General features: G+C 68.0%; 6 protein-coding genes and 1 pseudogene. 2 read left to right on the top strand and 5 right to left on the bottom strand.

The window, feature by feature from the left end; all coding sequences use genetic code 11:
* Nucleotides 1–56: 56 nt before the first annotated feature.
* From xylA to ACFPK0_RS00870, 3 genes are all read right to left on the bottom strand, one after another.
* On the bottom strand, nt 57–1,397 hold the full coding sequence (gene xylA / locus ACFPK0_RS00880; protein ID WP_377337704.1) for a xylose isomerase: 1,341 nt from the start codon (nt 1,395–1,397) through the stop codon (nt 57–59).
* Between the two features lie 48 nt (nt 1,398–1,445).
* The gene (gene xylB / locus ACFPK0_RS00875; protein WP_377337702.1) at nt 1,446–2,960 is read right to left on the bottom strand and encodes a xylulokinase; all 1,515 of its coding nucleotides are present in this window, start codon (nt 2,958–2,960) and stop codon (nt 1,446–1,448) included.
* A 548-nt stretch (nt 2,961–3,508) separates the two neighbouring features.
* Entirely contained in the window at nt 3,509–4,378 is an 870-nt protein-coding gene (locus tag ACFPK0_RS00870; RefSeq protein WP_377337700.1) for an alpha/beta hydrolase, read from the bottom strand.
* A 137-nt stretch (nt 4,379–4,515) separates the two neighbouring features.
* On the opposite strand from ACFPK0_RS00870, the pseudogene ACFPK0_RS00865 reads away from it, so the two are divergent.
* Nucleotides 4,516–9,240 (top strand): annotated as a pseudogene (locus ACFPK0_RS00865) (DEAD/DEAH box helicase); the annotation flags it as partial.
* Between the two features lie 16 nt (nt 9,241–9,256).
* Entirely contained in the window at nt 9,257–9,415 is a 159-nt protein-coding gene (locus ACFPK0_RS00860) for a hypothetical protein (protein WP_200945378.1), read from the top strand.
* Between the two features lie 26 nt (nt 9,416–9,441).
* Here the strand turns inward: ACFPK0_RS00860 and ACFPK0_RS00855 are convergent, their stop codons facing one another.
* Both ACFPK0_RS00855 and ACFPK0_RS00850 read right to left on the bottom strand, forming a co-directional pair.
* Nucleotides 9,442–10,506: an acyltransferase family protein gene (locus tag ACFPK0_RS00855; protein ID WP_377337696.1), complete on the bottom strand. Its 1,065-nt coding sequence runs from the start codon at nt 10,504–10,506 to the stop codon at nt 9,442–9,444.
* Nucleotides 10,507–10,746: 240 nt separating this feature from the next.
* Nucleotides 10,747–13,068, bottom strand: coding sequence for a beta-N-acetylhexosaminidase (locus ACFPK0_RS00850; RefSeq protein WP_377337694.1), 2,322 nt, complete (start codon nt 13,066–13,068; stop codon nt 10,747–10,749).
* Between the last annotated feature and the right edge of the window lie 71 nt (nt 13,069–13,139).

Below are 13,139 nucleotides of genomic sequence, written 5' to 3'. Positions count from 1 at the left end.
TGCCCGTGGTGTCACACCGTGCCGCCGCCCCTGCGGCGACACGGGTGGCTTGGGGTTCAGCGCATCAGGTACTGGTTGATCAGGTTCTCGTAGCGCTCCTGCTTGCCGCTGCGCTGGGTCGGTTCACCCTGGGCGACCGCCAGATCACGCAGCGCGGCCAGGTCGAGCTTGCCCTCGGCGAAGTCCTTGCCCTTGCCGGCATCGAAGCTGGCATAACGCTCGGCGCGCCACTTCTCCCACGGCGAGGCGTTGAGCAGCGAATGGGCCACTTCCAGGCCGCGCGCGAAGCTGTCCATGCCGCCGACGTGGGCGATGAACAAGTCATCGGCATCGGTGGATTCACGGCGCACCTTGGCGTCGAAGTTCAGGCCGCCCGGGGCCAGGCCGCCCTGGCGCAGCACCACCATCATGGCGCCCACGGTGTCGTACAGGTCGCTGGGGAACTGGTCGGTGTCCCAGCCGTTCTGCGCGTTGCCGCGGTTGGCGTCGATGCTGCCCAGCATGCCGTGGTTGGAGGCGATCTGCAGGTCGTGCTCGAAGGTGTGGCCCGACAGCGTGGCGTGGTTGGCCTCGATGTTGAGCGAGAAATCCTTGTCCAGGCCGTTCTGTTTCAGGAAGCCGACGACGGTCGAGGAGTCGAAATCGTACTGGTGGTTCATCGGCTCCATCGGCTTCGGCTCGATCAGGTACTTGCCCTGGAAACCGATGCTGCGGCCGTAGTCACGCGCGGCGGTGAGGAACTTGGCGAAGTTGTTGAGCTCGCGCTTGGTGTCGGTGTTGTGCAGCGAGGCGTAGCCTTCGCGGCCGCCCCAGAACACGTAGTTCTCGCCGCCCAGCTCCACGGTGGCTTCCAGCGCCGCCTTGATCTGCGCCGCCGCACGCGCCACCACGGCGAAATCCGGGTTGGTGCCCGCACCGTTCATGTAGCGCGGATGGCTGAACAGGTTGGCCGTACCCCACAGCAGCTTCATGCCGGTGGACGTCTGGCGCTCCTTGGCCAGCGCGACCATGTGCTTGAGGTTCTTCTCGTACTCGCCGATGTCATCGGCATCCGGCGACATGTCGATGTCGTGGAAGCAGTAGTACGGCACGCCGAGCTTGGTGAAAAACTCGAACGCGGCGTCGATCTTGTCCTCGGCACGCCCCAGCGCGGTGGTGGCGTGCTTGTCCCACGGATACACGCGGGTGCCGGGGCCGAACGGGTCGTGGCCGGCATTGCAGAAGCTGTGCCAGTAGCACGCCGCGAAACGCAGGTGCTCGGCCATGGTCTTGTCGCCGACTTTCTTGTTGGCGTCGTAATGCTTGAACGCCAGCGGATTGTCCGACCCGATGCCCTCGTAGGGGATGGCGCCGATGCCGGGGAAATACTCGCGTTTGCCGATGAAGGGGGTGCTCATGATGGTGTCCTGGTGGATAGGTGATGATGGTGTTTGATGCTGGAAGCTTCAGCCGCCGCTCGTGACGTTCTCGTTGGCGTGGCTCGCCACGGCGGCTTCCAGATGACGAGAGAAGTGGCCGTAGTGGCTGCGATAGGCGGCGGTCGCAGCCGGATCCGGACGGGTCGAGAGTGCCGGATCGAGGTGAACATGCTCGGTGGCCAGGGCCGCGATATCCGCGTGGCCACCCGCGGCGTGATCCAATGCCCACAATGCCTGCAGTGCGGCGCCGAAAGCCGCGCCTTCGGCTTGCGTGGGCACGTCCACCGGCAATTCGAACACGTCGGCCACCATTTGTCGCCACGCGGCGCTGTGGCTGCCGCCGCCGGTGAGGCGGATGGCGTCGAAGTGCAGGCCCGCGGCGCACAGCGCGTCATAGCCATGGCGCAGCGCGTAGGTCGCCCCTTCCATCGCGGCGCGGTAGAGGTTGGCGCGGTTGAGGTTGGCTGTATCCATGCCGTGCAGGCTGGCGCGAGCGTGCGGCAGGTCGGGCGTGCGCTCGCCGTTGAAGAACGGCAGCATCACCAGGCCGTCGGCGCCCGGCGTGGTGCCGGCCAGCACCTTGTCGCCATCGCGGCTCTCGAAGCCGAATGCGCGCGCCACGTTTTCCGTGGCCACGGTGCAATTCATGGTGCAGATCAGCGGCAACCAGCCACCGGTGGACGAGCAGAACGCCGCCCAGCTGCCGTTGTCGTCCACCACCGGATGGTCGGCGTGCGCGAACAGCGTGCCGGAGGTGCCCAGGCTCATGCTCAACACGCCGGAGGCCACGTTGCCGGTGCCGATCGCGGCCATCATGTTGTCGCCACCGCCGGCCGAGACGCGCACGCCGTGCGGCAGGCCCAGTTCGTCGGCGATGGCGGCGGAAATGGGGAAGCTGGCATCAGCTTCCACCAGCGGCGGCAGGCAGGCCGCGAGATCGCGCTGCGTATCCGTGGCCGCCATCAATTCCGGCGACCACTGGCGCGTGCGCACATCCAGCCAGCCCGTGCCCGAGGCGTCGCCGTATTCCATCCAGCGCTCGCCGGTCAGCCAGAAATTCACGTAGTCGTGCGGCAGCATGATGCTCGCCAGCTGCTGGTATACCTCGGGCCGGTGCTTGCGCGTCCACGGCAGTTTCGAGGCGGTGTAACCGGCCAGGATCGGGTTGCCGGCCAGCGCCACGGCGCGCAGCGGGCCGCCCACGGCATCCATGATCTCGTCGCATTCGGCCTGGGTGCTGGTGTCGCACCACAGCTTGGCCGGCGCCAGCACCTGGCCGGCGGCGTCCACCGGTACGAAGCCGTGCTGCTGTCCGGACACGCCCACGGCCACCACGCGGGCGCGCAGGGCCGGGTCCAGCTTGGCGAAACAGCTGCGGATCGCGTCGATCCACCACTGGGCTTCCTGCTCGCGGCTGCCATCATCCTGCGCCACCAATTCCAGCGCATGGCTGTGCGTGGCCAGCACCTCGTGCGCCACCGAATCGTACGCAACGAGCTTGACGCTCTGGGTGCCTACATCAAGTCCAACGACCAAGCTCATTGCGGTTCTCGCGGGTTAGGGTGTTAGCGCTAACATTCATCTAAACAAAAAAATGCCCGTCTGGCAATATGCCCCCAGATTCAACGCCCGCAGGCGGAAAAGGACGCAACCACGGACTTTACCCCACCCGGCGGAAATTGCATGCCGCAACGCAAAATCCCCCGCATTCACCGGCATGCCGTGTCGTGGTGATTCCGGAACGCTGCGGCTATCATGGCGAGACGGGCCTGTAGCTCAATGGTTAGAGCAGGGGACTCATCGAAATGGTGCCGCCACGGCGTAATCCGTGGATGGAATCGGGATGAATTCAGGGAAACCTCAGCGGCGCGCAACGCGGCCGGTGGCAACCCTGAGCCAAGCCGCCGGTACACCGACGGAAGGTGCAGAGACTACCTGAGGGCTACAGCGCCCTTGATCACAGGCTCGAGCGTCCCGCACCCCACCTGCCCCATCGGCAGAGGGTGAAGAGATAGTCCGCTCCGGAGGGAAACCCCCGGCACAAGCGAATCCCTTGGTTCCAGGTTCGAGTCCTGGCGGGCCCACCACCATCATGCCTGCCGTTGCAGCCAGTCGCCCAACTGGTGCAGCACCTGGCTGCGGCCCGGCTCGGCCTCGTTGAAAAGCTCGTGGTACAGCATCGAGAAAAAGCGCGTGGTGAGCTGGCCGCCGGGGGCGGCGGCGCGTGAGAAATCGCCGCTGCCGGAGGGGTCGACCAGTGCGTCGCTGCCGGAGACCAGCAGCAAGGTGGGGACGGGCAGCCGCGCGGCATCGGCGATGCTGGAGGCGCCCGCGCGAAAGATGAAGTCGGCCAGCCGTGGGGTGATCCAGCCATGGCGCAGGGGATCGGCGCGATACGCGGCGACCCTTGCACGGTCGTGCGAGATGCGGCCGAAACTCAAGCCGCTGCGCAGCGGCAGGTTCGGCGTCACCCGGTTCAGCACGCGGGCCAGCGCACGGCGCCAGCGCGGCTCCCAGCTGCGCAGCGCGGGCGAACTGAGGATCACGGCGCCGGGTGCGATGCGGCCATCCAGCACACTGCGCGCCACCACCACCCCGCCCATGCTGTGGCCAAGCACCAGCGGTACGCAGCCCAATGTGCAGGCGTAATCGCGGTGGATCGCCGTCAGGTCCTGCAGCAGATCATCGTCGTGGCGCAGCGCGCCGCGGCGGCCGGGCGTCCTGCCGTGGCCGCGCTGGTCGTAGCTGCGCACGGCGTAGCCGCGGGCGCGCAGCCACTGCGCCAGCTCCGCGTAGCGCCCGCTGTGCTCGCTCAGGCCATGAACGATCAACACGGCGCCGCGCGCCTGGGCCAATGGCCAGTCGCGCACGAAAATCGGCTGACCATCGGCCATCGTCAGCCACGATTCCACGGCTTGCGCATCACCCTGGCGCGACGCCGGTTGCAGCGGTTGCTTCACCCCATCCTCCCGTGCTGAGCTTCCATCGCCAGCCAACCACCCGCGGCGGCGAAACCTTGATAGTGACATGGGGCGCGGCCGCCGCGCGCCGCGCGCGATCCAATTGAGCACTCCGGTACCGCCCCCATATCTGACCGATGAGCTCCTCCGTGCCCACGCAGCACCCGTCGCCGAGTCCTTCCCCGCTGGATGATTTCCACCCGGCGGTGGCGGCATGGTTCCGCCGCACGTTTCCCGCGCTCACGGCGGCGCAGGCGGCGGCGTGGCCGTCGATCCGCGCCGGCAACCACACATTGGTGGCGGCGCCGACCGGGTCGGGCAAGACGCTGACCGCCTTCCTGGCCGCCATCGACGAACTGGTGCGCGAGGGCGTGGCGCACGGCGGCGTGCTGGCCGACGCCACCACCGTGGTCTACGTGTCGCCACTGAAGGCGCTGTCCAACGACATCCATATCAACCTCGACGCGCCGCTGGAAGGCATCCGCGCCGAGCTGGAAACACTGGGCCTGCCCGACGTGGCGATCCGCACCGCCGTGCGCACCGGCGATACGCCGCAGGCCGAGCGCAACGCGCTGCGCAAGCAACCGCCGCACATCCTGGTGACCACGCCCGAATCGCTGTACGTGCTGCTGGGTTCGGCCTCGGGCCGCGCCATGTTGTCGGGCGTGCGGTCGGTGATCGTGGACGAGATCCACGCCATCGCCGGCAGCAAGCGCGGCTCGCACCTGGCGCTATCGCTGGAGCGTCTGCAGTCGCTGTGCCAGCGGCCGCTGTTGCGGATCGGGTTGTCGGCGACGCAGAAGCCCATAGAAAAGGTCGCCGACTTTTTGGTCGGCGACGCTCCTGCTCGTCCCCCTGCATGCAGGGGGAGGTTGGGAGGGGGTAACGCTCTTGATCTTGAGTCCACGAGCAAGAGCACCCCACCCCAACCCTCCCCTGCGCGCAGGGGAGGGAGCAGAAGCGCAACCATCATCAACGTGGGCCATACCCGCCCCCGCGACCTCGCCATCGAAGTGCCGCCGGTACCGCTGGAAGCGGTGATGTCCAACGACAGCTGGGAGCTGGTCTACAACCGGCTGGCGCAGCTGGTGCAGGCGCATCGCACCACCCTGATCTTCGTCAACACGCGGCGCATGGCCGAGCGCGCCGCGCGGCACTTGTCGGAGCGGCTGGGCAAGGAAGTGGTCGCCGCGCATCACGGCAGCCTGGCGAAGGAGCAGCGGCTGGACGCGGAGCAGCGGCTGAAGCGCGGCGAATTGTCGGTGCTGGTGGCCACCGCTTCGCTGGAGCTGGGCATCGACATCGGCGAAGTGGACCTGGTCTGCCAGCTCGGCTCGCCGCGCTCGATCGCCGCGTTCCTGCAGCGGGCCGGCCGCTCCGGCCACAGCATCGACGGCACGCCGAAGGCGCGGCTGTTTCCGGCCACCCGCGACGATCTGGTCGAATGCACGGCCCTGCTCGACTGCGTGCGTCGCGGCGAGCTCGATGCGCTGATCCTGCCGCCACAGCCGCTGGACGTGCTGGCGCAGCAGATCGTGGCCGAAGTGGCCTGCCAGGAATGGAGCGAGGACGCGCTGTACACGCTGGTGCGCCGCGCGTATCCGTACCGCGATCTTTCGCGCGCCGATTTCGATGCCGTGGTGCGCATGCTGGCCGAGGGTTTCACCACCCGCCAGGGGCCGCGCGCGGCGTATATCCATCGCGACGCGGTGCATGGTCAGTTGCGGGCGCGGCGCAGCGCCCGGCTCACCGCACTCACCTCCGGCGGCACCATTCCCGATACCGCTGACTACAAGGTGGTGCTGGAGCCGCAGGCGATCATCGTGGGCACGGTGAACGAGGATTTCGCGGTCGAGAGCATGGCCGGCGACATCTTCCAGTTGGGCAACACCAGCTACCGCATCCAGCGCGTGGAGCGTGATCGCTTGCGCGTGGAAGACGCGCGCGGCGCGCCGCCCAGCATTCCGTTCTGGCTGGGCGAAGCGCCGGGGCGCAGTGATGAATTGTCGTTCGGCGTGTCGCGACTGCGCGAGGAGATCGCCGCTCTGCTTGAGCCCCTCTCCCGCTTGCGGGAGAGGGGTGGGGGAGAGGGCAAGGAGCTTGCCGAACAGTCCCATACGCCCGAACCCTCTCCCCCGGCCCCTCTCCCGCAAGCGGGAGAGGGGGGCAAGGCGCGGGCGCTTGCGTGGCTGCATGACGAACTCGGCCTTGCCGACGCCGCCGCCCAGCAACTCGTCGACTATCTCGCCCGCGCCAAATCCGCGCTTGGCGTCCTCCCCAGCCAGCGCACGCTGGTGCTGGAACGCTTCTTCGACGAATCCGGCGGCACCCAGCTGGTGATCCACACGCCGTGGGGCAGCCGCATCAATCGCGCGTGGGGGCTGGCGCTGCGCAAGCGATTCTGTCGCCAGTTCAACTTCGAGCTGCAGGCGGCCGCGACCGAGGATGCGATCGTGCTGTCGCTGTCCACCAGCCACAGCTTTCCGCTGGAGGAGGTGGCCCACTACCTGCACTCCGACACCGCCGAGCACGTGCTGGTGCAGGCGTTGCTGGATGCGCCGCTGTTCCCCGCGCGCTGGCGCTGGAATGCCGTGACCGCATTGGCGCTGCCGCGCTTCACCGGTGGCAAGCGCACGCCGCCGCCGTTGCAGCGGATGAAAAGCGAGGACCTGCTGGCCGCAGTGTTCCCCGACCAGGTGGCCTGCCTGGAAAACATTGTGGGCGAGCGCGAGGTGCCCGACCATCCGCTGGTCAACCAGACCATGCACGACTGCCTGCGCGAGGCGATGGACGTGGACGGCCTGCTGCGCATCCTGCGTTCGCTGGAAGCGGGCGGGATCGCCATCGTGGCGCGCGACCTCACCGGCCCCAGCCCGCTGGCGGCCGAGGTGTTGAACGCGGCGCCGTATGCGTTCCTCGATGACGCGCCACTGGAGGAACGCCGCACCCAGGCGGTGCAGACACGGCGCTGGAGCGCCGACGATGCCGACGACCTGGGCCGGCTCGATCCCGACGCGATCGCCGCCGTGCGCGAGGAGGCCTGGCCGCAGGTGCGCGATGCCGACGAGATGCACGAGGCACTGACGCTGCTGGGGTTTGTCACCGAGGCGGAAGTCGACGCCAACGCGGGCTGGAGCGAACGGTTACAAGTGTTGGCCAGGGCAAGGCGCGCCACCCTGTTCGCGCCCTCTGTGGGAGCGGCTTCAGCCGCGATGCTCTTGCATTCGGCTTCCGGCGCAAAAGGCATCGCGGCTGAAGCCGCTCCCACAGGGGTATGGACGTCCGCCGAGCAGTTGCCCATCTGGCTGGCGCTTCATCCCGACACGGTGATGCAGCCATCGATTGCCGCCCCGGCCGAATACGCCGCGCAAACCTGGGCACGCGAGGACGCGCTGCTGGAATTGGTGCGCCGTCGCCTGGGCGGGCTCGGCCCGGTCACCGTGGCCGCGCTGGCCGGATCGATGGCGGTGGAAGCGGGCGAGATCGAACAGGCACTGCTGCGCCTGCAAACCGAAGGTTTCGTGATGCAGGGGCGCTTCACCGCGGAGGCCAGCGCCACCGAATGGTGCGAGCGCCACCTGCTGGCACGCATCCACCGCTACACGATCGGCCGCCTGCGGCGCGAGATCGAGCCGGTCAGCCGGCGCGACCTGATGCGTTTCCTGTTCGACTGGCAGCATGTATCGGCCGCTGCGCGGCTCAATGGGCCGGATGCGCTGGCGGCCACGCTGGCACAACTGGAGGGCTACGAAGCGGCAGCGGGTGCGTGGGAGTCGGAAATCCTGCCCGCGCGCGTCGCCGACTATTCGATCGGCTGGCTGGACGATCTGTGTCGCGCGGGGCGCATCGGCTGGACCCGGCTGCGCAGCGGTGGCGGCAGTGGCGGCCCGGTGCGCAGCACGCCGATCGTGTTGCTGCCGCGGCGCGACATGGCCGTCTGGACGTCCATCGCGGAAAGGGAGCCGACCGACGCCGCGTTGTCGTCGCGCGCCCAGGCGGTGGCCGATGCCCTGGCCGAACGCGGCGCGCTGTTTTTCGACGAGTTGATGGATGCCACGCGCTTGCTGCGTACCGAGCTGGAGAATGCGCTGGGTGAGCTGGTGGCCGCAGGCCAGGTTCGCGCCGACAGTTTTGCGGGCTTGCGCGCGTTGCTGCTGCCAGCGGCCAAGCGTGATGGCGGCCGGCATCGGCGGGTTCGGCGGCATCAGCTGAGCAGCATCGAGGACGCGGGGCGGTGGTCGTTGGTGCGCAGCGTTGCACGGACGGATGAGCGGTCGCGGCAAGAGCGGCCCCTCTCCTCAATCCTCTCCCACCCACAAGGGGACTCCCTTCGGTCGCCAACGGGGAGAGGAGGCGATGGCGGCGCTTCGCGCCGATTGGATTCGAATGAAGCGGAAGCGGAGCACGTCGCACGCACCCTGCTTTGTCGCTACGGCGTGGTGTTCTGGAAGCTGCTGGAACGCGAGGCGCCGTGGCTGCCGTCGTGGCGGGAATTGCTGCGCGTCTACCATCGGCTGGAGGCGCGCGGTGAGATTCGCGGCGGACGTTTCGTGGAGGGGCTGGTGGGCGAGCAGTTCGCGCTGCCCGAGGCCATCGCTCCGCTGCGTGCGGTGCGCAGGCGCGCCGATGACGGCGAGCTGGTGTCGGTCAGCGGCAGCGATCCGCTGAACCTGGTCGGCACCGTATTGGTGGGCGACAAGGTGGCGGCGTTGGCCGGTTCACGCGTGCTGTACCGCGATGGCGCACCGATCGCGGCACTGGTCGGCGGCAAGGTCGGCGCGCTGGTGGAGTTGTCCGCGGTCGATCAGCAACGCGCGAAGCACGTGCTGCTGCGCTATCCACCGTCGCAGCCGGACGTACCGGCGGTGGCGCCCTGAGGTGGGTTGCCTGCCGATATTGCTGTTGTTTCCCACGGGGTTCGGTATCGGTTACCTGATTGCCGGCAACCTTGGCGCGTTGTGGGGTGCCGGTGTCGGCCTGCTGCTGGGTGTGTTGCTGATGATCGCCTTCATCAAGGCCTTGCGCGGCCGGCGCTGAACCTCGAGGCCTTCCCACACAGGTACCTACAGTTTCAGATAGACCCGTCGCCGATCCATCGCCCACACGATCAGCCACCACACCGTCACGAACACCACCGCGAACGCCAGCGAAGGTACATACGGGCCGACCAGCGGCGTCATCCAGCCGGCGAACAGGTGCTGGTAGATCGGTTGGTTCCAGCCCAGCGTGGGCAGCAGGATCTGCATCAGTTCGGAGCCGGCGTAGGCGGCGATCGCGTTAATACCGAAACGGCGACCCCAGGCCGGCCAGCCGTGCCGATCGATCAGCCAGTGGAAGGCCAGCAGCGCCAGCGTGGCCCAGCCGGCTGTCCACAGCACGAACGACGACGTCCACAGGTTCTTGTTGAGCGGCAGCCACAGCGACCACAGCGCGCCGAGCAGCAGCAGCAGCACACCGGCGATCAGCAATCGGCGGATATCTCCACGGCGCAGCCAGCAACCGACGCGCAGGCCCAGCAAGGTGGTGGCGAGCGAAGGCAGGGTGGCGAGCAGGCCTTCGGGGTCGTGCCCGCGGCCGGTGGCCGGGTCGATCAGGTAGACGAAGTGGCCGAACACGGCGCTGTCGGTGCGGCTGACGATATTCACCCACGGCTCCAGCGAACCGCCCGCCAGCAGCAAGCCCCAGTAACCAAGCAGGATGCCGCCGATGGTGATCCATTGCGTGCGTGGTCGGGTATAAACCGCAAACAGCGCCACCGCGGCGAAGCAGATGCCGATCCGCTGCAGCACGCCCGGAAAACGCAGGTGCGCATGCGGCAACAACCACGCCGCCAGCAGGTTGATCGCCACGCCCAGCGCAAGAATGCGCAGCGCCCGCCACAGCGCCGCCTTCACCAGAACGCGGGGTGCCACGCCCTGCTCCAGCGGCGGCAGCAGGGCCAGCGCGGTCGACACGCCGACCACGAACAGGAAGAACGGAAACACCAGATCGGTCGGCGTGCAGCCGTGCCACGACGCGTGTTCCAGCGGCGCGTAGACATGCCCCCAGTCGCCGGGGTCGTTGACCAGCAACATCCCCGCCACAGTGCAGCCGCGCAAGGCATCGAGGGAAGCGAGGCGCTTGCTCATGCGGCCATGCCTCGCTCCTTCCCCAGGGTTGCAGGGGAGGAAACACGACGCGGCGCGCTTCGCTCCTCCCCCTGCGCACAGGGGGAGGTTGGGAGGGGGTGGCGCAGGGTGGCGGGGAAGCTCAAGAGCAACCCCTCCCCGACCCTCCCCTGCGTTGCAGGGGAGGGAGCATGGTGCAGCGCGCTTCGCTCCTCCTCCGCCTTGCAGGGGAGCGAGTATGGGATACGTGCGGCGCGAGGGTCATGGCGTCAGCGACACCTGACCGATCGCATACAGCGCGCCATCGATCGGCGCCGTATAGATCAGGCACAGCGCGTGCTCGCCCTGCTGCGCCGGCAGCGCCGCGTTGAGGGTGAAGTTGCGCGCGCTGTGCGCGGGGTCGGGCAGCGGCATGCTGGCCAGCACCGGGCCATTGCAGGTATCGCGGTGCACCACCAGCTCGCCGAACGGCGTGCGCCGCGGGCGCGACACCACCAGTTTCTGGTCGTGGGCCATCGCGAAGTTGCGCACCAGCCGCGCGGCATCGACGCGGATCGACGTCAACCCGTCCAGCGGCGTGGCCGGATAAAGATGGCAGCTGTCGAATACGTTGATGGTGTACACCGGCGCCGTCGACGTGGCGTCCGGCAGTGGCTGCACGCGCAGGCGGAAATCGCTGCCGGGGCAGTTGGGCATGGTGTTTCCGGCCACCGTGAGCAGGCTGGCGCGATCGAGCACGCGCTGCCGCGCGGCAGCCAGTTCGTTGCCATCCGCCGCAAAGCTGGCGGCACGCACGGTGATCGGCAGTGTCACGTTGAACGGTGCGTCGTAACGTGGCGAGCTGAGTGTGGGCGTGCTGCCGTCGGTCGTGTAGTGGATGTTGCCGAAGTCGGTCTGGTTGGCCAATGTGACCGTGGCCCGGCCGGTGACCAGCGCGACGTTGCGGTCGACCGCGATATCCACCGCGAACGCGCCATCGGCGTACGGAATCCGCTGCGCCTTGTAGCGCTCCAGTTGCGCCGGCAGGCGGGCCAGGAAGGCGGGCCAGTGGTTGCTCGCGGCCGGCGACCAGGCCACTTCGCTGAGCGCATCCAGGCGCGGGAATACCGCATGTTCCACATGGGCGAACGTGGGCATGTGTTCGGTCCATACATTGGCCTGCACGCCCAGCACATGCTTCGCCTGGGCAGCGCCGAGGACAGCGGGTACCACCTGGAAACCATAGACGCTGCGCAGGGATTCCACGCCCAGCCGGCCGGCGTAGTCATCCTCCAGCTCGCTTTGCACGTGGTCGAAGTAGAGATTCGGCGCGGGCGCCATCACCACGTCGTGACCCAGCATCGCGGCCTTGATCGCGCCGTCGGTACCGCGCCAGGACATCACCGTGGCATCGGCCGGCAGGTTGTCGCCTTCGAGGATTTCGTCCCAGCCGATCAGCTTGCGTCCATGTTTTTCCAGGTACTGGCCGACGCGGTCGATGAACCAGCCCTGCAGCGCGTTCTCGCTGGTGATGCCCAGCTCGCGCATCTTCGCCTGCACCGCGGGCGAAGCTTCCCACTGATCCTTGATCGCCTCGTCGCCGCCGACGTGGATGTACGTGGACGGGAACAACGCCAGCACTTCGTCCAGCACGTTGTCGATGAAGGTGAAGGTGTCGTCGTCGACGTTGTAGAGCCAGGGGTTCACGCCCCAGTCGATGGATACCTGCGGCCGCTGGCCGGTGACGCCCAGCTGCGGGTACGCGGCCACCGCGGCCTGCGCGTGGCCGGGCATGTCCAGCTCCGGCACGATGGTGATGTGGCGCGCGGCGGCGTAGGCGACCACCTGGCGGATCTGGTCCTGGGTATAGAAACCGCCGTAGCGTTTCGGCTCGCCGTTTTTACCCGCGTCCGGCGGCGTGCGCCACGCGCCGATGCGGGTGAGCTCGGGGTAGCGCTTGATCTGGATGCGCCAGCCCTGGTCGTCGGTGAGGTGCCAGTGCAGCGTGTTCATCTTGTGCTGCGCCATCTGGTCGATCAGCGTTTCCACCTCGGCCACGCTCTGGAAATGGCGCACGGAATCCAGCATCAGGCCACGCCAGGCGAAACGCGGCTGGTCGCGGATCTGCATCGCCGCCAGCGTCACCGGGCCGTGCTTCGCATCGGGCGTCAGCAACTGCCACAGGGTGATGGCGCCATGAAACAGGCCGGCGTCATCGCGCGCGCTGATGCGGATGCCCTCGGGCGTGACATCCAGCGCGTAACCTTCCGCCTGCGTCACGACGGCCTGCGGGTCACGCTGCAGGACGATGGCATGCGCCGGCACCGGGCCGTGCTGCACGCGCAAGCGCAAACCGCGCGTGCGCTCGACCAGGCTGGACAGATAGGCGGCGGTGCTGGCCGTGCCCTTCCCGTCATCGGCAATCACGATCGGCGTATCGACGCCCACCGTGAACCGGCCCTCGGTGACGGTGACCTGCGCCGGCTGCGGGATCAGCGGAACCACCGCGTCGGTGGCGGCGTGGGCGGTTGCGGACAAGACCACCATCACGGCGGCGCAGAGCCATGCGCAGGCATGCAGAAGGGTGGGCAGACGACGCGTCATGGTCCATCTCCATCGTGGGTCGCTAAACCGCGCGACACGCTTTAAAAAAAGGGCCCGTACAGTGTGCCTGA

This window comes from Rhodanobacter ginsenosidimutans, from assembly GCF_042655685.1.
GTDB classification, from domain to species: domain Bacteria; phylum Pseudomonadota; class Gammaproteobacteria; order Xanthomonadales; family Rhodanobacteraceae; genus Rhodanobacter; species Rhodanobacter ginsenosidimutans.
This window is presented reverse-complemented; position numbering and strand designations above follow the sequence as displayed.

Excerpts from the sequence above, each read along its gene's own strand:
- xylA (WP_377337704.1), bottom strand. The coding sequence starts at position 1,397 with ATGAGCACCCCCTTCATCGGCAAACGCGAGTATTTCCCCGGCATCGGC.
- xylB (WP_377337702.1), bottom strand. The coding sequence starts at position 2,960 with ATGAGCTTGGTCGTTGGACTTGATGTAGGCACCCAGAGCGTCAAGCTC.
- ACFPK0_RS00855 (WP_377337696.1), bottom strand. The coding sequence starts at position 10,506 with ATGAGCAAGCGCCTCGCTTCCCTCGATGCCTTGCGCGGCTGCACTGTG.
- ACFPK0_RS00850 (WP_377337694.1), bottom strand. The coding sequence starts at position 13,068 with ATGACGCGTCGTCTGCCCACCCTTCTGCATGCCTGCGCATGGCTCTGC.